General features: G+C 66.8%; 22 protein-coding genes and 3 pseudogenes. 11 read left to right on the top strand and 14 right to left on the bottom strand.

Going from position 1 to position 23,372, the window contains the following annotated elements:
- The first annotated feature begins 62 nt into the window (after positions 1 to 62).
- Positions 63 to 929, top strand: a complete 867-nt coding sequence (locus CWT12_RS11750; RefSeq protein ID WP_161925474.1) for a glutathione transferase — start codon at positions 63 to 65, stop codon at positions 927 to 929.
- Positions 930 to 1,966: 1,037 nt separating this feature from the next.
- Here CWT12_RS11750 and CWT12_RS11745 read toward each other — a convergent pair.
- From CWT12_RS11745 to CWT12_RS11705, 9 genes are all read right to left on the bottom strand, one after another.
- Positions 1,967 to 2,782 (bottom strand): hypothetical protein, encoded by an 816-nt coding sequence (locus CWT12_RS11745; RefSeq protein ID WP_161924952.1) that lies wholly within the window; start codon positions 2,780 to 2,782, stop codon positions 1,967 to 1,969.
- A 5-nt stretch (positions 2,783 to 2,787) separates the two neighbouring features.
- Complete coding sequence (locus CWT12_RS11740) at positions 2,788 to 3,531, bottom strand: hypothetical protein (protein WP_161924951.1); 744 nt, start codon at positions 3,529 to 3,531, stop codon at positions 2,788 to 2,790.
- 86 nt (positions 3,532 to 3,617) lie between these two features.
- On the bottom strand, positions 3,618 to 4,361 hold the full coding sequence (locus CWT12_RS11735; RefSeq protein WP_161924950.1) for a hypothetical protein: 744 nt from the start codon (positions 4,359 to 4,361) through the stop codon (positions 3,618 to 3,620).
- An 85-nt stretch (positions 4,362 to 4,446) separates the two neighbouring features.
- The gene (locus CWT12_RS11730) at positions 4,447 to 5,190 is read right to left on the bottom strand and encodes a hypothetical protein (protein ID WP_161924949.1); all 744 of its coding nucleotides are present in this window, start codon (positions 5,188 to 5,190) and stop codon (positions 4,447 to 4,449) included.
- Positions 5,187 to 7,226: a hypothetical protein gene (locus tag CWT12_RS11725; RefSeq protein WP_161924948.1), complete on the bottom strand. Its 2,040-nt coding sequence runs from the start codon at positions 7,224 to 7,226 to the stop codon at positions 5,187 to 5,189. Before CWT12_RS11725 ends, CWT12_RS11730 begins: the two co-directional genes overlap by 4 nt.
- Positions 7,227 to 7,290: 64 nt before the next feature.
- Positions 7,291 to 7,626, bottom strand: a complete 336-nt coding sequence (locus CWT12_RS11720) for a hypothetical protein (protein ID WP_161924947.1) — start codon at positions 7,624 to 7,626, stop codon at positions 7,291 to 7,293.
- Between the two features lie 138 nt (positions 7,627 to 7,764).
- Entirely contained in the window at positions 7,765 to 9,105 is a 1,341-nt protein-coding gene (locus CWT12_RS11715; RefSeq protein ID WP_161924946.1) for a DUF4921 family protein, read from the bottom strand.
- Positions 9,106 to 9,220: 115 nt separating this feature from the next.
- Positions 9,221 to 9,781: a cyclophilin-like fold protein gene (locus CWT12_RS11710; RefSeq protein ID WP_202616209.1), complete on the bottom strand. Its 561-nt coding sequence runs from the start codon at positions 9,779 to 9,781 to the stop codon at positions 9,221 to 9,223.
- Between the two features lie 9 nt (positions 9,782 to 9,790).
- Positions 9,791 to 9,928: an excalibur calcium-binding domain-containing protein gene (locus CWT12_RS11705; protein WP_161924945.1), complete on the bottom strand. Its 138-nt coding sequence runs from the start codon at positions 9,926 to 9,928 to the stop codon at positions 9,791 to 9,793.
- Positions 9,929 to 10,095: 167 nt separating this feature from the next.
- On the opposite strand from CWT12_RS11705, the gene CWT12_RS11700 reads away from it, so the two are divergent.
- The 4 genes from CWT12_RS11700 (at position 10,096) to CWT12_RS11685 (ending at position 12,301) form a co-directional block, all read left to right on the top strand.
- Positions 10,096 to 10,338: a DUF4244 domain-containing protein gene (locus tag CWT12_RS11700; protein ID WP_161924944.1), complete on the top strand. Its 243-nt coding sequence runs from the start codon at positions 10,096 to 10,098 to the stop codon at positions 10,336 to 10,338.
- A 184-nt stretch (positions 10,339 to 10,522) separates the two neighbouring features.
- Complete coding sequence (locus CWT12_RS11695; RefSeq protein ID WP_161924943.1) at positions 10,523 to 10,852, top strand: TadE family type IV pilus minor pilin; 330 nt, start codon at positions 10,523 to 10,525, stop codon at positions 10,850 to 10,852.
- 8 nt (positions 10,853 to 10,860) lie between these two features.
- Positions 10,861 to 11,280, top strand: a complete 420-nt coding sequence (locus CWT12_RS11690) for an Rv3654c family TadE-like protein (RefSeq protein WP_161924942.1) — start codon at positions 10,861 to 10,863, stop codon at positions 11,278 to 11,280.
- A gap of 262 nt (positions 11,281 to 11,542) precedes the next feature.
- Positions 11,543 to 12,301 (top strand): prepilin peptidase, encoded by a 759-nt coding sequence (locus CWT12_RS11685; RefSeq protein ID WP_161924941.1) that lies wholly within the window; start codon positions 11,543 to 11,545, stop codon positions 12,299 to 12,301.
- A 170-nt stretch (positions 12,302 to 12,471) separates the two neighbouring features.
- On the opposite strand, the gene CWT12_RS11680 is transcribed toward CWT12_RS11685, so the two are convergent.
- On the bottom strand, positions 12,472 to 15,120 hold the full coding sequence (locus tag CWT12_RS11680; protein ID WP_161924940.1) for a DEAD/DEAH box helicase: 2,649 nt from the start codon (positions 15,118 to 15,120) through the stop codon (positions 12,472 to 12,474).
- A gap of 638 nt (positions 15,121 to 15,758) precedes the next feature.
- On the opposite strand from CWT12_RS11680, the gene CWT12_RS11675 reads away from it, so the two are divergent.
- The 4 genes from CWT12_RS11675 (at position 15,759) to CWT12_RS11660 (ending at position 19,127) form a co-directional block, all read left to right on the top strand.
- A complete protein-coding gene (locus tag CWT12_RS11675; RefSeq protein ID WP_161924939.1) occupies positions 15,759 to 15,998 on the top strand; it encodes a FitA-like ribbon-helix-helix domain-containing protein in 240 nt (79 codons plus the stop codon).
- Entirely contained in the window at positions 15,995 to 16,300 is a 306-nt protein-coding gene (locus tag CWT12_RS11670) for a PIN domain-containing protein (RefSeq protein WP_202616208.1), read from the top strand. The genes CWT12_RS11675 and CWT12_RS11670 overlap by 4 nt, the downstream gene beginning before the upstream one ends.
- Before the next feature lie 645 nt (positions 16,301 to 16,945).
- Positions 16,946 to 17,137 carry a hypothetical protein gene (locus tag CWT12_RS14780; RefSeq protein WP_161924938.1) on the top strand — a complete coding sequence of 64 codons (192 nt, stop codon included), beginning with the start codon at positions 16,946 to 16,948 and terminating at the stop codon, positions 17,135 to 17,137.
- A gap of 1,144 nt (positions 17,138 to 18,281) precedes the next feature.
- Positions 18,282 to 19,127, top strand: a complete 846-nt coding sequence (locus tag CWT12_RS11660; protein ID WP_161924937.1) for an alpha/beta fold hydrolase — start codon at positions 18,282 to 18,284, stop codon at positions 19,125 to 19,127.
- 141 nt (positions 19,128 to 19,268) lie between these two features.
- Here the strand turns inward: CWT12_RS11660 and CWT12_RS14775 are convergent.
- Positions 19,269 to 19,367 (bottom strand): annotated as a pseudogene (locus CWT12_RS14775) (helix-turn-helix domain-containing transcriptional regulator); the annotation flags it as partial.
- Positions 19,368 to 19,505: 138 nt separating this feature from the next.
- Between CWT12_RS14775 and CWT12_RS11655 the strand changes: the two are divergent.
- Positions 19,506 to 19,814, top strand: coding sequence for a hypothetical protein (locus tag CWT12_RS11655; RefSeq protein ID WP_161924936.1), 309 nt, complete (start codon positions 19,506 to 19,508; stop codon positions 19,812 to 19,814).
- A 236-nt stretch (positions 19,815 to 20,050) separates the two neighbouring features.
- On the opposite strand, the gene CWT12_RS14770 is transcribed toward CWT12_RS11655, so the two are convergent.
- The 3 genes and pseudogenes from CWT12_RS14770 to CWT12_RS14760 form a co-directional block, all read right to left on the bottom strand.
- Positions 20,051 to 20,608: an Abi family protein gene (locus CWT12_RS14770; RefSeq protein ID WP_442862563.1), complete on the bottom strand. Its 558-nt coding sequence runs from the start codon at positions 20,606 to 20,608 to the stop codon at positions 20,051 to 20,053.
- A 113-nt stretch (positions 20,609 to 20,721) separates the two neighbouring features.
- Positions 20,722 to 20,985, bottom strand: a pseudogene (locus CWT12_RS14765) (Abi family protein); the annotation flags it as partial.
- Positions 20,986 to 21,217: 232 nt separating this feature from the next.
- Positions 21,218 to 21,673: pseudogene (locus tag CWT12_RS14760) on the bottom strand (3'-5' exonuclease); the annotation flags it as partial.
- Positions 21,674 to 22,166: 493 nt separating this feature from the next.
- Between CWT12_RS14760 and CWT12_RS11640 the strand changes: the two are divergent.
- The gene (locus CWT12_RS11640) at positions 22,167 to 23,369 is read left to right on the top strand and encodes an ImmA/IrrE family metallo-endopeptidase (RefSeq protein ID WP_161924934.1); all 1,203 of its coding nucleotides are present in this window, start codon (positions 22,167 to 22,169) and stop codon (positions 23,367 to 23,369) included.
- Positions 23,370 to 23,372: the final 3 nt, after the last annotated feature.

Raw genomic sequence — 23,372 nt, 5'->3', positions numbered from 1 at the left:
TGCAGGGGTCACCATAGGTTTGAGCCCATATGACGTTCGTTTCCATGCTCCGGGAGGCACCCATGGCCATCGCCCACTCGCACCGTTTCACTGAAGGAGACCTGCCAGTCGAGGCCGGCCGCTACCGCTTGGTAGCCTCCGCTTCCTGCCCCTGGTGCCGCAGAGTCCTCATTGCCCGGCGGCTGCTGGGCCTGACGGAGGCGATCCCGGTCTCCTGGAGCTATGGGCGCGGCGTTGACGGCTTCTGGGAGCTGACCGGCCCCGATGGCGAGCCCGGGCCCGACCCGACTCTGGGGAACGCAACCTCGATTGCGGAGGTCTACGCAGGCACCCCCGGATACACCCCGCCGCCTACGGTGCCGGCGCTGGTGGACACCACCACCGGGCACGTCGTCGTAGACGACTCCGGGGATCTGCTCTTCGACCTTGCCACCGCCTGGAAGCCGCTGCACCGCGCCGGCGCACCGGACCTGTACCCCCTGGACCGGCGCAACTCAACCGACGCTTGGGACAAGTGGATCGGCGAGCACATCAACCGTCCGCACTCTACCGCCACCCATTCCAAGGACACCGAGGAGGCGACGACGGCCGCGAACAGCGTGCTGCTGGCCTTCGACGTCGTCGACACCCTGCTGGCCCGCGCCACCAAGATGGAGGCGTCCCGCGAGGCGGCCCTGACCGTGCAGGACGTGCCGCCGCTGTCCGCCGTGGTGTCCGTGGAGCAGTTCCTGTGCGGTGCCGCTCCCACGGGTAGTGACATTCGCCTGTTCACCACCGTGCAGGCATATGAGTACGGTGGGCGCGCCTACTACCCCGGTGGTGAGGCGCCGTCGGTCGCCTTCTGGCCCGCGCTCGCCCGCTGGTTCCGGGCGCTGGAGGGACGTGTCGGCTGGGTCGGTATTGAGGAGCGCAGCGCACTCGGGCTGTAATGCGGTAAGGCGCGTGCGCAACCGAGTGTGTGGGACAGTTGCGCTGCTTCCCGGACGACGCCGTGCGTCAACGATTGGTGAATGACGAAGTTGCCGCCGTCCGGTGTAAGGGCTTCGCCGCCTTGCCGCGGCGGCGGTGCTTCATGCTTGCGTGACCGGCGCGAATGCGACGTCACGAACGGCGAACCGGTGGCGGCTCGTCACGGCCTGTTCGGCGTCCGTGGTAGCGGGCGTGAGGGCGGATTGGCGGCTTTTCCGGTTCGAGGGCGTGGAGTTCGGGTTGGAGGACTGCTGCGTATCGGTGGTCGCCGGGTGCGCGAGGTCGTTTTCGGGCTGGCGAGGTCGTTTTCGCCGTGCGGAGGTCGTTCTCGGGTTGGAGAGGTCGTATTCGGCCGGGCGCAGGGGGTCGTTTTGGGGCGGATGAGGTCGTTTTCGGGCGTGTGAGGTCGTACTCGACTATCCGACTCCGACCGAATACGACCTCATACGCCCCACACCCTCCACATCGTGGAGGGTTTCGGGCCCACGAGGTCGTTTTCGCCGCACTGGGGACGTTCTCGGGCGGATGAGGTCGTATTCGCCGCGTGGAGGTCGTTCTCGGGCCGGCGGGGTCGTACTCGGCCGGGCGCAGCGGGTCGTTTCGGGGGCGGATGAGGACGACCTCCCACGCTCGAACACAACCACCTGATGGGCCGGTTCTCGTCAAACAGGGCCCTGAACACAACCAATACCAGCACCCCCAGCTCAAACCCCCACACCCACAAACACGAAGAGCCACCATGTTCCTCTAGCTGGACCGCCTGAGAGTTCCTCCGGGCAGACCAGGCAGGACTACGCAGTCCCCATGGAGCCAGGCAGTCCAAGCGGAGCTAGTCGGCCCAAACGCACCAACCGCCGCCCGCCAGGCCGCCATACCCACACAAGCTAACAGCCCTAAATTCCGGTCGGTGAAATACAGGTCCCGAACGCCAATAACACCCAGTAACCCTGAGAAGTTCTTTGAATTTCTTCCAACGCCCCGCACAGCGCCTATCTGGCTAGGGGGTGGTGGTGGGTTGGGGTGTGGTGTGGGGGCGGATGTCGGTGGTGATGGCGGTTGGGTCCAGGGTCGCGTTAGCGCGTTCGAGGGCGGTGTCAAGCAGGTCCATTGGTGCGGGTGTTGCGGGCTTTTCGGTGTTGGACACGGTGGTCAGGACGATGGCGCCGGGCTCTTTGCCGTCGTTGGTGGTGACGGCTGCGTAGATGCGCTCAATGTGGTGCCCGGTACCGTCCTCGCCGGTCGAGGTCATGGTGAAACCCGCCAGGGCATCCGGCAGACCCTCGATTGTGTGGATGATGCCATTTTCGGAATCGCGTGCGCCGTCGGACCAGAACTGGACCTCCTCACTGGCGCCGTCGCAAGCGGCAATGTCATTGGTAATGGTGGCGAAACTCCCGTTAGGTCTGATAGTGTTCAGATTCAGGGCGAGCGTCTGGTGAACCGTTGCGTCACGCACCTCATATTCTACGGTAACCGCGTGAAACGGCTCTGACAGCAGGACGGCGTTGCGGATACTGGTTTCGACGCGTTTGCAGAGTACTTCCACACGTTTTCCGCGGTAGGCGGCCTGCGTGGTTGCTCCGGGGACGTCTGCGAGGGTCAGGGCTGTGGTGGGGATCGGCTCGGGTGTGGCGGTGGCCTCCTGATCGGCGCCGCCGTGACCACAACCAGTCAGCAGGCCGACCGTCAGTGCCAGTACGAGGAAGGATCTGAGGCAGCGGGCGCGGGTCATGAATCGCTGTTCTGTTCCGGTGTCGCCCGAGTGGGCTGGTGCCGCGTGGGAGTGGTGGGGGTTAGCTGGGTTGGTTGTCATGTCTTTCACCCTTGCCCGGTGGTGTTGGCGGGGTGGGGTGTGGTGTGGGGGCGGATGTCGGTGGTGATGGCGGTTGGGTCGAGGGCGGCGTTGGCGCGCTGTAGGGCGGTGTCGAGCAGGTCTAGTGGTGCGGGGGAAGCGGGTTGGTCGGTGTTGGACACGGTGGTCAGCACGATGATGCCGGGGTGCTCGCCGTTGTTGGTGGTGACTGCTGCGTAGATGCGCTCAATGTGGTGCCCGGTACCGTCCTCGCCGGTCGAGGTCATGGTGAAGCCCGCCAGAGTGTCCGGCAGGCCGACGGTGGCATGGAAGGTTCCCCTACCGGATTCCAGAGGACCCTCGGACCAGAACTGGACCTCCTCATTATTGCCGTCGCAGGAGGCTATGTCATCGGCAATGCCTGCGAAACGTAGATTGGGTCGCTTGGTGAACAATCCTAGAGCGAGTGTTTCGTGCACCGTGGCATCGCCTACTTCATACTCCACGGTGACCGTGTGAAACGGATCCGACTGCAGGGCTGCAAAGCGAACGCTGTTCTCGAGGCTATTGCATAGTACTTCCACACGTATTCCGCGGTAGGCGGCCTGCGTGGTTGCTCCGGGGACGTCTGCGAGGGTCAGGGCTGTGGTGGGGATCGGCTCGGGTGTGGCGGTGGCTTCCTGATCGGCGCCGCCGTGACCACAACCAGTCAGCAGGCCGACCGTCAGTGCCAGTACGAGGAAGGATCTGAGGCAGCGGGCGCGGGTCATGAGTCACTGTTATGTTCCGGTGTCGTCCGGGTGGGCTGGTGCCGCGTGGGAGTGGTGGGGGTTAGCTGGGTTGGTTGTCATGTCTTTCACCCTTGCCCGGTGGTGTTGGTGGGGTGGGGTGTGGTGTGGGGGCGGATGTCGGTGGTGATGGCGGTGGGGTCGAGGGTGGCGTTGGCGCGCTGTAGGGCGGTGTCGAGCAGGTCCATTGGTGCGGGTGTCGCGGGTTGGTCGGTGCTGGACACGGTGGTCAGGACGATGACGCCGGGGTGCTCGCCGTTGTTGGTGGTGACGGCTGCGTAGATGCGCTCAATATGGTGCTTGGCGCCATCCTCGCCGGTGGTGGTTATGGTGAAGCCCGCCAGGGCATCCGGCAGACCCGCAGTGGCGTGGAGTACGCCGGTCTCGGAATCGGGCGCGCCGTAGGACCAGAACTGGACCTCCTCATCAGTGCCGTCGCAGGAGGCTATGTCCGTGGCGATGCTCGCGAAGCTTCCGTTGGGTCTTGTAGTGGTCAGAGCGAGGGCGAGGGTCTCATAAACCGTGACATCGTCCACCTGGTATTCGACGGTGACAGCGTGGTCAGGCTCAGACAGTAGAACGAGACCGTGAACACTGGGCTCGATGCGCTTGCAGAGTACTTCCACGCGTTTTCCGGGGTAGGCGGCCTGGCTGGTTGCTCCGGGGACGTCCGCGAGGGTCAGGGCCGTGGTGGGGATCGGCTCGGGTGTGGCGGTGGCTTCCTGATCGGCGCCGCCGTGACCGCAACCAGTGACCAGGCTGGCCGCCAGTGCCAGCACCAGGAACGGCTTAAGGCAACGTGCGCGGGTCATGAATCGCTGTTCTGTTCCGGTGTCGCCCGAGTGGGCTGGTGCCGCGTGGGAGTGGTGGGGGTTAGCTGGGGTGGTTGTCATGCTTTCACCCTTGCCCGGTGGTGTTGGTGGGGTGGGGTGTGGCGCGGGTGCCGATATCGGTGGTGATGGCGGTGGGGTCGAGGGTGGCGTTGGCGCGCTGTAGGGCGGTGTCGAGCAGGTCCATTGGTGCGAGGGCTGCGGGTTGGTCGGTGCTGGACACGGTGGTCAGCACGATGATGCCGGGGTGCTCGCCGTTGTTGGTGGTGACTGCTGCGTAGATGCGCTCAATATGGTGCTTGGCGCCGTCCTCGCCGGTGGTGGTTATGGTGAAGCCCGCCAGGGCATCCGGCAGACCCGCAGTGGCGTGGAGTACGCCGGTCTCGGAATCGGGCGCGCCGTAGGACCAGAACTGGACCTCCTCATCAGTGCCGTCGCAAGCGGCAATATCGCTCGCAATACCGGCAAAGCGCCCGTTGGGCCATATAGTGTTCAAGCCGAGGGCGAGGGTCTCGTGCACCGTGGCATCACCCACTTTGTGCTCCACGGTGACTGTGTGATTCGGATTCGACCGCAGAGCGGCATTACGGATGCTGGTTTCGACGCGTTTGCAGAGTACTTCCACGCGTATTCCGCGGTAGGCGGCCTGGCTGGTTGCTCCGGGGACGTCCGCGAGTGTCAGGGCTGTGGTGGGGATCGGCTCGGATGTGGCGGTGACCTCCTGATCGGCGCCGCCATGGCCACAAGCAGTGACCAGGCCGGCCGTCAGTACCAGCACAAAGAGCGGTCTGGGTGCATGTGCATGTGTCATGAAAACCGCTTCTGAAACTTCTGATTGAAGTTGGTGTCTACGTTTGTTGCCTCGGCTCCCATGCCGTAGTCGTTGGTTGCGATATTCTGTAGTTCTTTATTTGTTGCGGCTTTATCGGCGTCGCTCAGGAGTTCGTATTCCTGCGGTGTGATGAGTCGGTAGGTGCCGTCCGGCTCTTGTATGGCGGCATACTCGTATCCGTCTAGAGTGAGGGCAGAGTCTGGGTCTTGGTAGCCGTTGAGTCCGGCTGCATCGGCCGCCCAAAGTAGGCGACGCATGAAGGAGGAGTACGCCTCGTCGGCACTCTTTTCCTGTTTCTCGATTTCGGTGTCTGCGCCGCTCGCCCAGGTCTGGCTAGCTTGCTCTTTTAGGTGATTGACAAGCGCATCCGATGCCCAGCCGACGCCCTTGGCTGTTCCAGCTGGCGCGTAGGTCTTGGCCAGGCCGGCAAGCTCGGAGGCGGGCTTACCTGCCAGGTCGATCCATGCCTGCGCATACTCGTCATTTGATCGCTTTTCGTTGATACCGCCGGTACCGATGGCGTTGGCTATGGCTCCTTCGGTGGTGCCCCACCTGTCTGCCACTAGGGCTAGGGTTTCGTCAGTGCTGCCTTCGGGGAGAGAGTTGAGTTCGGCGTTGTTGACCGCGGTGCGTAGGTCGATGAGGGCCTGCCCGTCGCGACCGACAACCCCTAGGATCGTATCCAATGTGCCGACGCTGAAGTAGGGGCTGTCGATGAATTTTTGCTGAGTTGCTGTGCCGATGGTGTAGGTCGGGCTGTCGCCGCACGGGTCCGTTTGGGAGTTTGCGTAGGAGTCGACCAGGGAGTCCATGTAGGTCTCAAGGATGTGCTCAAGGGACTGGGCTCCTTCGACTCCTTGTTTGCCTCGCTCGACGCCGAAGTCGTCCCGGTTCGCTAGCGCCTCCAGGCCACGGGCGGCAATGCTGGCCGTTCCTTGCCTGTCCATTGCGACGATGGGTCCGTAGGTTGAGGCAGAGTCCAGGGCGGCGGCAATGCCGGACAGATCGCCCCTCGTATAAGGATGCTGACCTGCCCAGTAGCTGACCCGGCTGTCATCGGCAGAAAGGAACTGGTAAGAGGCGGAGGGATGGCTACCCAAGTCATGCATAATGATCGAGGGGATGTCAAAGGCCCAGCCCTCGTCGGTTTCGTTGATCATGTCGGGCAGGAAGCGTGAGGGCCCATACCATTCCCACGGGCTGGGTAGGCCGCGCTCATTAGCTGCTAGCTGGAGCTCCTCCATTTTCTCGGCTGCGCCTAGTATGAATGGACTACTGGTGCCGTTGGCGTTGTACAGGAGGTAAGCCAGGGACTCGTTGCGGTCCCCGAGCCGGTAGTAGGGGGAATCGTAGTCTAGACCTTGCGCCGCCTCTACCAGGTCGGAGCCGAACTGCTGCGCATAGTCCGGCTCCCACTGCTGGGTGGCGATCCCGAGCCCGCGCTTGAGCTGCTCGAGTGTCTCCTGGGCCAGTTCGCTCTCGGACCCGCTTACGTTGAAGGCCAAGCCCACATGGTTCCCTACCGCCTCGGTCAGCGCCAGCGTCCCATCGGGTCCCAGAGTGCTGAACAGGGCGGCATTCACATTCTTGTTGCCGCCCCAGGTATCCAGATACTTGTTCAGGGTCTCTATGCGTGGATCGCCCTTCTCAAAGTCCGAGGTGGCGATGTCGGCGCCGAGATCCGCGATGGCCTCCCCGAGGGCGGTCTCCATCTCCTCCAGGGTGTCCGGGTCCTCACCGTTGACCTCGTAGCTAACCTCCCCGGACTCAGGCAGGTTGCCTTCGCTGTCGGAGTTGATCAGGACGATCCAGTCGACCTTCGCGGACAGGAATGTCGACTCCTTCCGCAGACTCTCCACGTGCTCGGGCACATGCGCCAGCGACGACGTCGAAAGCTTGAGATCGCGACCCTCCGATGTTGTGGTGTCATAAAGTTCCTCCACGTTTTCCGCGATGGTGGACAGCGAGGTGGCCGCGGAGCGTAGATTCTCAATATTGACCTTGACCAGCGTCATAGTCTTGTCTCCTCAAGCAGGCGATGCGGGCTGGGGAAGCGAATGGCAGGTGGAAACCTGCGCGTCACTCCCAATCCGCCTTCCATGAATCCTCGCCGGGGACCTCAACCGTCTCCGGCTCCGCAGCATGTGCGTCGTAGATGTCATCTCTGTAGTCGCTGAAGGCCTTCCGGATGCTGGAGCCGAGCGTGTCAATGCCGTCGACCCAGTCATCCGATGCGGGCGACTTCCATGCATTCGCGGCCCCCTGGCAAACCCCAGTGCAGACATGCCCGGCGCCATTGGGCGGGGTCAGTTTGTAGGAGATCGAGTTACCAACGTCCGTGTAGTGGTCATACAGGGCGTCGCGGTAGAGATTGGGCTTCGGGCCCGGGTCGTCGGCGTCCGTGTCACCGCACATGCGTGGCCTCCCAGCAGGGTTCAAGAAACGAGACTCCCGTTACCCTACCGTTTTGTTAATGCGAGTGCGAGTGCTTCAGGTCACACGGCGTGTGCTGTCTGCCTCGGCTGCTACCAAGGAGGGCAGCCAGTCACCCAGTCACCGCCCCAACACCGGGTTGTACAGCAGCCGGTTCGGCGTAGTCGGGCACTCCTCGCCCACCGCCATGGGCGCGATCAGCCGGTCCGCCCGCAGGTCCTCCAAGCGCGCCACCACCCGGTCCCGCAGCGTCCACGGGTCGATCGTGTTGAGGTAGATCTTGGTGCCGCCCTCAAAGCCCGCCAGGGTGGACACCCGCCACTTCAGCGTGATGTGCCAGGGCATCGGCTGGTCGACGTCGAGCGGCTTGTGGTGCCACTCCTCGTTGCTGGGCACATCCGCCCCCGTAGCGGCGTGCAGTGCATGCAGCAGGTCGGAGACGGCATCCACCTCGTCCCGGCTCATCAGCCACGGCTCACAGGTGGCCGACGTCGAATACACCTCCAGCGTGGGGTAGCGGTGCCCGAAGCCCGCGAATGCGACGGCGTGCTCGTTGGACGCCACCAGCAGCCCCCGGTAGGCGGCGTAGTCCACGCCCATCTCGTTGTACAGGTTCGGGTTGGCGCGCACCCGCTGCAGCTCCAGCTCCGAGGACACGCCCCGCTCGTCAATCGCGACCAGCTGCTTGTGCAGGTGATCGAAGGAGGCCCCGGCCGGGCGCAGCCAATTCTGGAACACCGCCACATACCGCACCCAGCGGTTGGCCTGGTAAAGGTCGTGGGCGGCCTGCACGGACAGGCGGACATAGGCGCGGTGCTCGGCCGGGGTGAGCGTGCCCGAGCCGGCCAGGGCGGAGGAGTCGACGGCGTCGTCGGTGAAATGCCTTCGCGCCACGATCACGTCGTGACCGCCGGCGAAGAAGGCCGCCAGGTACTCGCGGCGGGCGTCATCGTCCATACTCTCCCAGGCCTCCGGGCTGCGTCCGGAGGCGCGCAGCTTGGCGCGGGCCACCCGGGCCACGTGGGCGGCCCCCGCAGGATCGGCCAGGTAGGCCTCCATCCGCTCCCGGGCGGCGTCGGGCACCTCATAGCCGTGGTTGGCGTGCCAGTAGTCGTAGGACAGGATCTCGAACAGGTTCGGGATGCGGCGGAACTCGGCGACAGTGTCGAACAGCTCGGAGGCGGGCAGGGCGTCGATCCGCTCGAAGCCTCCGCCGGGAGAGGCCACCACCCGGGACTTCTCCGGCGGGGTCTCGGTGTAGTGCGCCGGGCAGAAGGTGCAGGCGCGCGTGCGCTCGGCCTGCGTGAGCTCGTGCACCTCAGCCGCAGGGTGGGAGATGGGGCGGTTGCCGCGCCCGGGCACGGTCCACACCTCGGTGCCGGTGAAGGGACTGATCTGCTTGACGGTCCCGTCCGCCATACGCGTCAGCGGCTCGGCGGAGGGGGAGTACGGCTGGAGCATGCCCCCAAGTATCGCGCCGCCGTCGCCCTACCGGGCCGATATCGGCCGCTCACTCCCGGCGGCCCACCCCGCAGTTTCGGTGCTCAGCCCAAGGCGGAGGCTGCTGCCCAGTGCGTTACTGCGCCCGGGTGATCGAAGCCGGCATGTCGGCCTGCCTGGCGAGGAGGACGACGTCGTAGTCGGTGTGCCCAATGACGTACAGGCCCGGCCAGGAGCCGACGGCCGCGTAGTACAGGACGAGCACCTTGCCGGGCTCGTACCAGCCGATATCACCTGGCTGTGGGGCGCCGGCGCTCATGCCCGTGGTGTCCAGGTCCTGCGGCAGGGAGGCGGTCAGCTCCTGGCCGCCGTAGTCGGAGAAGCTGACCTCCAGGGGCAGCTGGGCGAGCAGGGAGCGGGTGGCGGCATTGTCATCGAGAGTCGCCTCCATGACGGTGCCTTCGAAGGCATTGCCGAGGCTGATATGGATGGGGATGGGGGACATGGTGGCCTCCGAGGCGGCGGACGGGTTGCTGATGGAGGCGTCCGCGGGGGCCGACACCTCACGGCCGGTTGCCGACGACGCCGCCGCACCGCCGGTCCGTGGGGCGCAGGCCGCCAGTGCCGGGGCACTCAGGACAACGGGCAGGCCCTGCAGCAGACGACGGCGGGTCGGCATGTAAGCGAAGCGTGACACTACTCCAGTCTACTCGCAGGCAATTCCGTCATTGTCGCGGTCTAGCGCGCTGCGGTAGCCCGGTTCGCCGGAATGGATCGGAGCGGCACCCGCCTCCCTGGCCTCGCTGCAATTCTTGTAGTACACCGAGGTGTCCTGCTGTGGCATCAGAGGCACCGGCGTCCACAGGGGCGGTTCGCGCACCCCCAATCCACAGGGCTCGAAGGGCACAGATGCGCGGGCGGGGCGGTTACCCGACGCTGGATACGCGGGCAAGCCACCCGCGGGATACGGCCAACGCCGGCCACATCCCCCGACTCTTCAAGGAGGAGACCATGAAGCACACCCTGCTGACGCTGCACAACGCCTGGGCCCTCGCCCACGGTAACCCGCCCTTCCTGCGCGGGCCGGACGGAGCGCCCGACCCGGACGGCGAGGCCGGCATGGCCACCGCCGAGTACGCGATCGGCACCCTCGCGGCTGCGGCATTCGCCGGCCTGCTGCTGGCCATCATGCGGTCCGGGAGCCTGTCCGGCATCCTGCGGGGCGTCATCGAGTCCGCGCTCTCGGTGGGCTGAGGCGGACATGTGGACACCACCGAACCCGTGGTCGAACGCGCCCGCGAGCCGCCTAGTTCACAGCGCCGTCCCATCCTCCCCGGGCCGACCACCCAGCAGCCAGGGCGGCCGTTCTGACCCGGAGGCTGCGCATGGCCGTGGCGGGCGGCAGTCCCGCAGCCCGCACGGGCGGCACGAGGCGGGCATGGTGACGGCCGAACTCGCCGTCACCATGCCCGCGGTCGCACTGGTCCTGCTGCTGGTTCTGGCCACCATCAGTGCCGGCCTCACCCAGCTGCGGGTCACCGACGCCGCCCGCGTGGCCGCCCGTCAGGCCGCGATCGGTTCAGGCGACGTCGTCGGCGCCGCCCAGCGGGCGGGCGGCCCGGTAACGGTCAGCGTTGAAACCGGTGAACTCACCTGTGTGACAGCAAGCCGCCGGGTCCCAGGGCCGCTGGGCGGACTGGGACTCACCGCCCGCTCGCGCGCCTGCGCCTACACCGAGCCCGCCCCTGCGCAGGCGGGTGTGCCATGAGGCGGGCCATGCGTCCGTTCCTCACCCCGGGCAATGGCACACGGGCGTGCGGCACGGGCCGTGCCGCAGCACCGGCGGGCCGCGAGCGGGGTTCCGGCACAGTCATGGTGCTGGGCATCATCGCCGTCGCCCTGTGCCTGGCCCTAGGCGCCGCCGGACTGATTCAGGCCCAGTCGGCCGCCGGGCGGGCCCGCTCGGCGGCCGACCTGGCGGCACTTGCCGGGGCGACGGCGCTGAGCTCGGTGCTCGCCCCCGCCGACCCCTGCGCCACCGCCCAACGGGTGGCCCAGGCCAACGGCGCAGAACTGGGCACATGCGAGATTGACGGCGAGGACGTCACGGTCATGGTCACTGTGCCCACCCGAGTACTCGGGATTCCGCGCCGTGCCGGTGCCGCCGCCCGCGCTGGACCGGTTAACCCGCTGTGAGTGACGCGCCGGAGACGACGCCGGCGGGAACCCCTCGCCCGGCCGCCCCGGTCCGCTGTACCGGGGCGGCCGCGGCCCGATCAGCTGTACCGGGGCAGCCGCGGCCCGATCAGGAAGCCACGAGGCACTACATCGGCATGACGCGGCTACCACCGCACCCGGCCCCGTTATTCCCCCTGAGACGTCGAGCACCGGGGTGGAACGGGCCAGCACCGGGTGCCGCGGTAGGAGGGATGGACGGGAGAAGCGATGAGAGGATGACATGGTGAATGCTGCTGCCGTATTGCCAGTGGTTGCGGCCTGCCTGACCGCCGTGGCCTCCGTCGGTGTAGCCGCCTGGCCCGCCTCCGGTTTTGCGCGGGCCTACGTGGACGGCCTGGAGCGGGCCGTGGAGAACCAGGACGAGGAGGGCTCCGCAGACGCCGCCACCGCCACTGTGCGCATACGCTTCCGGCGACTGCTTGACCCACTCCCACAGGGTGCGCTCGCAACGATCCTGTGCACGGTGACCCTGGTTTGGGGACTTGGCCACGGGGCGGTGGTCGATACGGCCCTCACCATCCCGGTGGTGGCCCTGCTCGGCGTGGCCGGCAGTGTCGACGCCGTCTGCCACCGGCTGCCCGACCGGCTGCTGGGCCTGGCAGCGCTGTGGCTCCTGGCGAGCATGCCTGCGCTCGCGCTCGGCAGTGCGGCCCTGGGTGCACCCGCAGCGGAAGGCTGGCAGGCGCGCCGTGCAGTACTGTGCGCGCTTGTAGTGGGAGCCGTGGCCCTGGTCGTGTGGCTCATCCGCGCATCCCGTTTAGGGCTCGGGGATGTCAAACTATGCGCCCTGCTGGGCCTGTGGCTGGGTTACACCGGCGTGCAGCACGTGGTCAATGGCTTAATGCTGAGCTTCGTACTCGCCGGACTGTCGGCCATTGGGCTTGTGATCACAGGCCGAACCGGGTTGAAAGACACCATCGCCTTCGGGCCCTACCTGGCCGCGGGCGGCTGGCTCGCCTGGCTGCTGGCTGTGGCCTGACCATGGCCTAACGCCGCACCGGGCACGGGGCGCCGGTCGCGGGCGGGGCGCCGGTCGTGGTGGGCGGGCCAATGTCACCGGCGCTCTACGCCGCCGTCATGGCGGTGGTGTTTGCGGGCACACAACCCGGGGGCGGCATGACCGCCACCGTGCGAACAGCCCCGACGGAATTACGCGGCCGCGACGTCGTCGGGGATGGCATCCAGCAGCAGGTGCAGCAGCGCGATTGCGCCGGCCTTGTCCAGCGGCTCGTTGTTGTTGCCGCACTTGGGCGACTGCACACAGCTGGGGCAGCCGGCGGTGCACGCGCACTCGGAAACCACCGCAAGCGTCGCCTCCAGCCAGGCGCGCCCCGCCCTGAAACCCCGTTCGGCGAAGCCGGCACCACCGGCATGGGCGTCGTGCACGAACACCGTGGGCGCGAGCGTCTGCGGGTGCAGCGCCGTCGACAGTCCGCCAATGTCCCAGCGGTCGCAGGTGGCCAGCAGTGGCAGCATGCCGATCATGGCGTGCTCGGCGGCGTGCAGGGCGCCCGGCAGCTCATCCGCCTTCAAGCCCGCGCGGGCGGTGAGCTCCACCGGTACCGTCCACCACGCCGACGCCGTCGGCAGCACATGCTCGGGCATGGACAGCGGATGCTGAGAGACCACCTCCATACCCGGCAGCGCGAGCTTGTTGTAACCGACCACCTGGCTGGTGACCTCCACCGAGCCGAAGGCCCACACCACGCCGTCGGCCCACTCCTGCCGCTCCCGCTCGGCGACGATGCGCACCGAGCTCTGCTCGCGCGCCCGGGTGCGGTAGCCGACCGCCGTCCGGCGGGTGACGACGGCCGCCTCCTCGGTCAGCTCCTCCACCAGGTAGGTGCGGCCCTGGTGGATGTAGACCGCCCCGGGGTGGACGGTGGAGTCCGCGGACGCCCCGGACACGGTGCCGACGACGGCGCCGGTCGCCTCCTCCACCACGGGCACGTCCGCCGGACCGTCCCCGCGCAAGGAGGTCAGGTCCTGTGCCCGGCCCGGCAGGCTCGTGTTCCAGAACCAGCCGGCTGGGCGGCGTCGCAGCGCCCCGCGGGCGGCGAGCTCCGTCAGTAGGGACTCGTCGGGCAGGCCGAACAGGGGCAGGTCGTCGGTGCGCAGCGGCGACTCCGAGGCCGCCGCGCACAGGTGCGGGGCCAGCACGTAGGGGTTGGCGGGGTCGAAGACAGTGGCCTCCGGGGCGGCGAACACGTCCTCCGGGTGGTGGACCAGGTAGGCGTCCAGCGGATTGTCGGAGGCGATCAGCACCGCCACCCCGCGGCTGCCGGCCCGCCCGGCCCGGCCCGCCTGCTGCCACAGGCTCACCCGGGTTCCCGGCCAGCCGGCGATGATCACGGCGTCCAGGCCGGTGACGTCGATGCCCAGCTCGAGGGCATTGGTGGTGGCCAGGGCCCGCAGGCGGCCGTGGCGCAGGTCCTGCTCCAGGGCGCGCCGCTCCTCGGGCAGGTAGCCGCCCCGGTAGGCGGCGACCGTGCCCGCCAGCTCCGGCTGGGACAGGCCGAGCGTGTGCCGAGCGCGCTCGGCCACGATCTCCGCGCTGCGGCGCGAGCGGACGAACACCAGCGCCCGGGCGCCCACGCTGAGCAGGTCCACCAGCAGCTCGGCCGCCTCTACGACGGCGCTGCGGCGGGCGGCCGGGTCCTCCGTCGGGTCGGCCGTGTCCGGGCCGACGGGCGTGGCGGGCCGGGAGGCGGGGGATGGCGCCGGTGGGTGCGGCGAGTCTGCCTGGCTGGTCGGCGTCTGCGCCGAGGAGGGGTCGTCTTCCACCGAAGATGCGGTCACATCGCCCGGGTGGTTCAGGCGAGGGTCGGCGGCGGGGAAGTCACTCGCCTGCGCCAGGGCCGCCACCGAGTTCTCCCAGGCCGCCCAGGGATCCAATAGGGCCGGCTGCCACAGGGCGAGGGTGTGCTCACCGGTGGGGGCGGCGTCGTCGGTGATGGCGGTGATGGCCTCGGGCTCCGCCCCGATCAGGCGGGCCGCCGTGACTGCCGGCTCGGCCGCCGTCGCCGACGCGCACAGCACCACGGGCTCGGGGCCGTGCGGGCGCAGGCGGCGCACCAGCCGCAGCAGCCGACGCAGTACCAGGGCCACGTGGGCGCCGAGAATGCCGCGGTAGGCGTGGCACTCGTCGACCACCACGTAGCGCAGCGAGCGCAGCAGGCGGTTCCAGCGCTCGTGGCCGGGCAGGAGCGAGAAGTGCAGGAAGTCGGGGTTGGTGAGGACGACGTCGGCGTGGGCGCGGGCCCAGTCGCGCTCGGGCAGCGGCGTGTCGCCGTCGCAGGTGGCGGCGTGCACCGTGCGCAGTGAGCCGCCCGGCACGCCCGCCTCGCGCTGAACCGACTCCAACTCGGTGATCAGGTGGCCCAGGGCGGCGGCCTGGTCGGCAGCGAGTGCTTTGGTGGGGGACAGGTACAGGGCGGTGGGGCGGCGCCCGTAGGCGGAAATGTGGCTATCGGTGTCTGCGCGCTGGGCGGCCAGGACCTCCGAGAGTGCGGGCAGCCAGGCGGCCAGGGACTTGCCCGAGCCGGTGCCGGTGGCGAGCACGGTGTGGTGGCCGCCGTGAACGGAGTCGGCGGCGGCAACCTGATGCGTCCAGGGGCGGTCCACGCCCAGGCGGGCGTAGGCGGCGAGCAGGTCGGGGTCCGCCCAGGCGGGCCACTCGCCGTGGCGGCCGGGGCGGGCCGGGGTGCGCTGCAGGTGGATCAGCCGGCTGTCGCGCGCGCCGATGCCTTCGAGCAGGTCGGTGAGGTTGCGCGCGGGCGAGTGCGGCTGGGTGCTCATGGGGCAAGTGTGCCGCAGGGGCCTGACGAGAACTGATAGCCGGGTGGTCGGGCGGGGGTGAGGCGGAGAGAGCGGGGCGGTTCCGAGTGGAGCCGTTGGGGTTGTGTAGGTTCCGGGCGGGGCCGGCGCCGGGTGGGGCCCGTCCCGAGCGACGCAGGTTTCGTGCGGGGAAGGGTCGGCCCGGGTCGAGCCGGTGCGGCTGCACACTGGAGCTGTCAGGACAAAGTCGGCCGATCGTGTCTTTTCGTTGAAATCACGCGGAAATGGCGATTGGGCTGGAGATTGGTGATGACGCTCCAGTGTGCAACGAGGGCCTCGTTGCACACTGGAGGTGTTCTGCCGCCGAGGCTGTTTCAGTGAAACCGCGGAATCGCACGGAATTGGGAGTCGGCGTCGGAACGGTTGCGTGCAAGTCGGAGCCTTAGGGGCATATACGTGATCGGCGACCGCGAGGCATGGACGCGATGCCGCTGCTTCCGCGATCTCGGTGGTGCTCTTCCGAGTCGCAGCTGGGTGCCAAGCCTTACTCATGAGCAGATTGCGTCCCGCGCCATCCCGGGAGGACCTCGTGATCATGGGGTTGTCGCGAGTAGGAGCATCTTGCTAGCATTTTACGAAAGTGTTAGCAGGAGGCTGTCATGGCAGATGTTCTGGTTCGGAACCTGCCCGATGGGACCCACCGGGCATTGAAGGCGCTGGCGAAGTCGCATGGTCGCAGCATGGAGGCCGAGATACGGCAGATCCTGGGACGGGCTGTTGCCGCGAATGACCGGCCCGGCCTTGGTTCGCTGCTGACTTCGATACGCGAAGAGGTCGGGCCTGTGGAACTCGACATGGATCGTGACGACGCTCCCTATGTCCCGGTGAACCTGTCGTGATCATTCTCGATACGAATGTCATCTCCGAGCCGTTGCGTAGTGCACCGGAGCCGGCGGTTGTTGAATGGCTCGATCGGCAGCCTCAGGAGTCGCTGTTCGTGACCGCCCTGACGCTTGCCGAGTTGCGGCGGGGTGTCTTGGCCCTGTCGGAAGGGCGACGACGAGACACGCTCCAGTACCGATTGGAGGAGACGCTGCTGCCGTTCTTCAGTGACAGGGTCCTTCCGTTCGATGATGCTGCCGCAAGCGCGTGGGCGCAGTTGCAGGCGCGGGCAGCCGCCAAAGGGCGCCCCTGCCGGTGATGGACTCCCTTATCGGGGCAATCGCGTATGCCCACTCGATGACACTGGCCACGCGGAATGGGCGCGACTTCAAGCCAATGGGATTGAAACTCATCGATCCGTGGACGGCATGAGTACCGGTTCGGTTGGCGCCTCAGACGGCATCTGCCACGATTACTGTATGCGCATCGAATCGCTCGGCTCGCTTACCGAGGCGGCGCTTGCCACAGCCGCTGATGGGGCCGTCTACGGGCGCGGCCCGGGCCTGGTGGACGCGGTCGGCGAACTTCGAATCGCTGACGGCGCCCGGGCGGCGGCGCCCGCACGACTTCACAACACCACCCGCCTGCGCAAGCAGCTGGAGAGGAACATTGACGACTCCAGCGGCGTGGCAGTCGATGTCTGCCAGCGCGCCGTGAGGCTCTACGCCCGCGCCTGCTGCGCGAGCCCGCCCGCGCCTGCTGCGCGAGCCCGCCCGCGCCGGGCAAGCTTGGGCGCTAGCTGGCTAAGTTCCGCCTGGAATCCTCCGGGTGGCCCTCGCTCACCCTGGCGGAGTTCCTGCCGGCGCTGGGGAACGAGGGCCTGAACGTCTGCCGGCGTGCGGCGGCCAAGGCGGAGGCGGCAGCCGAGACCGAGGGGAGGAGCCCGGACTTTGAGCTGAAGCAGATGCTGCTGGAGCTAGCCGATCACGACGGCGACGTCGACCGCGCCGTCCAGCTGCTGAGCCTGGGCGAGCACGCCGAGTACGGGGCGATCGTCGAGCGGCTGCTTGCTGCGGGTCGCCGTCGGGAGGCAATGGCCTACCTGGACCGGGCGGTCGACGAGGGGTGCGTGTCCATGAGCAACCTGGACTACTGACGCAGGCGAGGTGGCGGGTACTGGATTGATCTGCTGCGTGCGGCCGAGCTGTACCGCGAGGGCGGGCGCGACGAGGACGAGCTGGACATGGTTCGCGCCCTGTTCCGTCGTGCGCCCGCGCCGGAGATGCTCGACGTACTCACCACGGTCGGTGGCTGGACGGGCCGGGAGGGTGCGGAGCGGGATGAGGTGCTGGCCGCGGCTGCCGACGGCGTGGCAGGCGGCGGGGCGACGGAGTCTAATGATGCGGCTTCGGAGGGAAGCCGCGTGGCGGGCTGCCGCGCGTGGCTCGTCGATCGGCGCGAGCGGTTCCGGCGTCGCCCACCGTCCGCTAGGAGCCCGACCGGGTCGGGCTGTGACGGTGGCCCGGCGGATCGGAGTGCTTCCCGCATCGCCTCGACGGTAACTCTTCATTACTCTTAAGTACTCTCACGCCCGGCGTTAGAGCGAGTAAGAGTGGCGCCGGCCACCGTCGCAGAACACCGCGACGACGCCGAAAGCGAGATGGGGCAGGAGCTCTTGGGCTCTTAATTGCTCTTCCAGTTTGGAGTTGTGTTGGCGGGGGCTGGTGTGCGGCCGGTGCCGGGGCGCCCGGCGCGGGCCGTTGGGTTGTGAGGCGGGGGTGACGGTCCTTGGTGCCCGGGGCCGTCTACTACGCCGGTTAGGGCTTTAGTACGCCGGTTAGGTGTCTGTTGAAGGGCTCCGGAGCCTTCAGCACAGGTCTAACAGGCGTAGTAAACACCGAAGGGGCGTACCCAACAAACTCTGCTGCCCCGCAGCCTCAGCACCGGCAGACCGTGGCGTCGCGGAGACCCGCACCGTCAATCGCCACACCCGCAAGCCGGAAGAACCTGGTTGGCCAGAGGGTCCGGTCAACACCGTCGTGCACCTGTTCTACGGCGTCGGTGGGGATCCCGTGCGGGTTGAGTCTTTCCGAACCGGATCGAGATCACCAGCCCGGGAAGGTTTCAGGGGCCGGTGAATCCCGCTGATCCGGCCTCGATCAGCCGGGATCCCCGGGCCACCCGGAGGGCGGTCAATAGCGGGTCGGGCCGCATATAAGGCAGCATGAGGCCCTCCGACGCCCTCCGGGCGCGCCTGCCCTGCTGGCGTCGGTGAGAGCCCAAACCCTGAGAGGAAGAACGTGCCACACATCGTCACGCAAGACGGAACCCGGCTCTACTACGAGGACTTGCCCGCCAAGGAATCGGGCGCGGCGGAGGAGACGCTCCTGGTGATCCACGGCCTGGGCTCCTCTCACTACGACCTGGCGGAGTTCATCGACGACCTGAATCAGGACTACCGGGTGGTCTTCTACGACCAGCGCGGGCACGCCGATTCCGACCGCGCCCGCATGCACCTGAACGTGCGCACCCTCGGGCAGGACCTGAACGACGTCGTCGAGCAGCTCGGCTTGGACGGCGTCACGGCCGTCGGCCACTCCATGGGGGCTGCCGCCATCTTCAGCTACGTGGGCCAGTATGGAACCGGACGCCTGCGGCGCATCGTCGCGGCGGACATGTCGCCGTACCTGCGCAACGACGGCTGGAAGGGCGGCATCGGCAGAGGCGAGTGGACCGATGAGGACTTCCACCGCGATCTGGACCGTCTGTTCGACGACGGCGGCTACGGTTCTTGGTACATCGCCAAGACCCTCATGAACCCGAAGCTGCAGGACCTGCCGGCCGACCAGGAGGAAGAGGCCATTGAGGCGATGCGTGAGTCGGTCGACCCGCTGTCCTTCGCTGCTCTGTGGTACTCGCTGTTCCGCACCGACCAGCGCCCGGTGATGGACCGGATCGACGTGCCCTTCCTGTACCTGATGCCCGAGATCCCGCTGTATTCGACGGTGAACACCAATTACATACGCGCGCACGTCACCGGCGGCTTCACCCTGGCCGACGACTTCCCCGACACCACGCACCTGATGCTGTCGGAGGCGCCTCACGAGGCTGCCGCCCGCGTGCGGGCCTTCGTGGTGGGCGACTAGCGGCGCGCGTGAATGCGGCTTCGCGGGGAACTCGCGCGTCGTAAGGCGCCGCGGAGAGCGAAGGCCCGAGGAGCCGCGGAGAGCGAAGGCCCGAGGAGCCGCGGAGAGCGAAGGCCCGAGGAGCCGCGGTAGGGCGCGGACCACCCGGGCGACCGTTTGGGAGGACGGATTGCCGGCGTCGGACAGGGATTTGTGCAGGGACTTGCGTCCGACGCCGACCTGCTCCGCTATCCCGCTCATGCACAGTCTCCTGTTCTCCTGAGGATCTCGAGTCTCGTGCGCGCCTTGCTGATGTCGGTGCGTTGGGTTTCTTTGCTGCCTCCGAGGAGCCGGAGATCTGGCTGGGGAACTATCTGCGAGCACGGTAGCGTCGCCCCGGTGCCTGGTACTCATTCGGCCCCGCGTAAGCATGCGCAGATGCAGGCGACCCTGCCGCCCGAGGATCTCGAGGCGATGCTGGATCTATCCCGCTTTCTGGGACAGGTTGCGGAACCGGCCGCGCTCGTCGGGCCGGACGGCAAGACTGTAGGTCTACCGGCGGAGGTACACCGGGTGCTTATGGACGTCGTGCACGCCATGTCGCAGGGCAGGGCGATCATGGTGGCGCCGGTGGATCAGGTACTGACGACCCAGGAGGCTGCGGACTACACGGCTGCCCTGTGTCGCGCGCGCGAGGGATTAAGCTGACGTGATGCCTGGAGCCTCCTTTCGCCCGCGTCGAAGTCCCCTCGGCCCGCAGGGGCGGACGACGCGTTTCATAGCGTGTCGACTGCTCGGGACTGCCCGGTGTTCTACCTTGGAGGCTCTGGCGGAGAAAGTGGAAGCAGAGCGATGGCATCGATGTTTACTTCAGTGAAAAATGAGTATTACGGCAATTCTCCTGATGTGGTGCGGTCGGGGTGTCTTGATGTTGAACGTGCCTGCTAGGTGACAGTCAAGTCCATCTGCCCGTATTTTCTTGGTGTCAGGAGTCCCCTTGTGGTCAGCGGACTGTTTTTAAGGCGAGGCCAGATGTCTTCGTGCAGCCATGTATTGGAGATTTCGGACTCGGTGAGGAGTTTATCCATTATCACGAAGATGGTGAATATTGAGCGTGGCTCGAAGTTGCCGTACTTCTGCTTGGCCCTCCGCTTAATGTTCATGGGTAGTGGTGGTGCGTCGAGAACTGAGTGATTCCAGATGCGGGCGTGGTGTGCGATGCGGTTGCGCAGGTATGCCAGAGAGCGTATTTGGTTTGCCAGAGGGGCTCGCGCAACTCCTAGGGATGAGGCGATATTATCAAGGATCGGTGTTCCGCTGCATGCCTGGATGCACCTCGAGAGTGTTCCGAATGACAGCGCTTCGGATACTGCCCACACGGGCATGTGGTCGTATGCCTCCGCCGGGTACTTGCCCTGCAGGTCCTTCTTCGACTCGTCGCGGTAGTGAGAGACGTAGGCTTCTTTACTTCGATCAAGATCGCGAAGTACGTGCTCTTCGATCGGTTCCTCATTTGGGTTGGGGGCTGGGTGAGCTCCATGCCGCGGGTCAGCGCGCCCTCCGGCGAAGTGTACTGAGCGTAATGATGTGCGAACGTTGTTCGTAGCAGTATCTCAAGCTTTTGTATGGCCTCAAAGGCGAGTGTGGCGACGGCCTGCTCGGTTTCGTAGGCCTCCCGAATTGCGGAGAAGTTAGCGCCTTTGACGAACCTGTTGTCGCCGGTTTCAGGGGACCGTTGCCAGTAGCGGAAGTATCCGGAGAAGCGGTAGTAGCTGACTTGCGATAAGAACCTGAGGCAGGCCTCGTCATCGTCAATGATGAGGCCGCGGCAGTGAAGTTGTGCCACCTGTTCTTGTAAGCTGAGCCAGGTTTTCGGCATTGAACCTGATCCGTCCAGAGTAGAAAAGGCCCCAGCCATTTGGGCGTGGCTGCGATGAGTCATAGGCCTGGCTGGGGGGCGATTGATCCCATTGTAGGCACCAACGTGCCCGCGGCGCATGCGTTTGCGCGTGTGAGTTGGGCACCGTCACGCTCATGGCACTGCTCCAGCCCACGGGCGACGAACAGGTGGCTTCGGATGGCCGTGAACCGGTTGGCAGCCGAGCGTTCGCTCACGCCGCCCCGCGCACGCCTTCCAGCAGGGGACTGGCCTGGCCGGACCAGGAGATGACCAGTTGATCGCGGGCGCGCGTGGCGGCCGCGTACAGCAGCGAGCGCTCGCGCAGCAGAGCATCGTCGTGATCGGCCTCGGAGTACTCCTGCTCCCGCAGGGACCGGGGAATGGCCTCCACGGACACGTCGAAGAGCAGCACCTTGCGGAATTCCAGTCCCTTGGCGCGGTGCATGGTCATGACCACCGGCCGGCCCCGGCCGACCGCCTCACGCTCCACGGGGCGCACCTCCACGCCTCGGTGCGCCAGGATGGCGATGGACTCCGGGGCGCCCGCCCCCGAGGCTGGGTCCTCCTCAAGCCACAGGTTCAGCGGTACCGCGGCATCATCGAGTTCGGCGGCGCCGCTCCTGCCCCGCTGCGGCGTTACGCCTGACCAGCTCGAAGGTTTGGCATACGGCGACGACGGTCTCGGCGCCGAGGCCGCCGTCCCGCGGCGTGGCGCGGAGGATCGGCTCTACGAGTGACCCTGCTGATGACGCGCGTGCCGAGGCGCTTCGTAGCCGGGTGCCGGATGACGGTCCAGAGGAGGTCAATGGTGACCGCGATGAGCTCGCTGGAACAGGGATATCCGAGCAGGTGGGTGGCCAAGGTGGCAAGCAGGTGGGCGACCAAGGCAACGAGCAGGTGGCGTAGGACGGAAGAGAGCAGGCTACGAGGCGATGATGTACTCATGCCTGAGTAGTGGTCGGACTGCTCCTCACTGCCGTTCATCCGCGACAACGCGGGGATCCCAGCGGATCGCACCGTTGACAGCCAAGGTTGTGGTCAAGTGCGTGGCAGCCAGCGGTTATGCCCGGACGATGACGGGCGACTCTGCTTTGGAGGCTGACGATGTCGGCGGTATGCGGCAAACTTGTGCATGAGACCGGGACGCGAAGGAGGACCCCATGGCCGTAGTCCGTGTGGATGTCGCGCCCGATCTGCTGCGCTGGGCTGTCAGGCGGGCGCGCTGGGACGAGGAGACCCTCCGCCGTCGCGCTCCCAAGTTCGACGACTGGATTGATGGCACCAAGCGCCCCACCCTCAAGCAGGTGGAGAAGTTCGCTTCTGACACCCACACCCCCTTCGGGATGCTCTTCCTGCCCACGCCGCCGGTCGAGGAGATCCCTATCCCGGACATGCGGACCGTTCGCGACGCCGGAATCCGCGAGCCATCCGCCGACCTGCTGGAGACGATCTACCTGTGCCAAAGGCGCCAGGACTGGTATCGCGACGACGCCCTGGAACTGGGCGCTTCCCCGCTCGGCTTCGTGGGGTCCGCAACGTTGGCGACTCCTGCGGAGGACGTTGCCGCCCGCATAAGGGACGTGCTCCGCCTGGGCGAGCGGTCCGTCTCCGACTCGGCCGCCGCGATAACGGACCTCATCAAGCGTGTTGAGACCATCGGGGTCCTGGTCATGGTCAGTGGGATCGTAGGTGCGAACACGCACCGCGTGCTCGACCCGGAGGAGTTCCGGGGATTCGCCCTAGCTGATGACATCGCTCCCCTCGTCTTCGTCAACGGTGCCGATACGAAGGCTGCGCAGATCTTCACTCTCGTCCATGAGCTCGCCCACCTGTGGCTGGGACGCAGCGCTCTCTCCGACGCCACTACAGGTGCTGTGAAGGGGACGAAAGAGGAGGAGCGCTGGTGCAACCAGGTTGCTGCGGAGGTGCTGGTTCCCCTCGACTCGCTCCGTGAGGAGTGGGCAGGAAGCTACGGTGAGGACGAACTGGAGCGACTGGCCGCCCACTACAAGGTCAGCACTCTTGTGGTGCTTGCCAGGCTCCGAGAAGCCGGTCAGCTGACCTGGGATGAGTTCATGTCCCGGTACGACGCCGAACGCATGCGGGTCATGGAAGTCATGCAGTCCAGTCGTAGCAGCGGTGCGGGTGGGGAGTACTACAACACTCAGTTGCGGCGTCTGGGGCGTCCCTTCACCCGGGCGGTGGTCTCCTCGACCCTGGAGGGGCGGACGACGTACCGGGATGCCTACCGGATGCTGGGGACAGCGGCGCAGTCGACCTTCGAGGGGTTGGCAGAGAGGATGGGCAAGCTTGATGCACCATTCCACCCGCGCGGCGGAGCACTGAAGCTCGCCCTGAGCTAAGTC

The sequence above is a fragment of the Actinomyces sp. 432 genome (genome assembly GCF_009930875.1).
Classification (GTDB): Bacteria; Actinomycetota; Actinomycetes; order Actinomycetales; family Actinomycetaceae; genus Actinomyces.
This window is presented reverse-complemented; position numbering and strand designations above follow the sequence as displayed.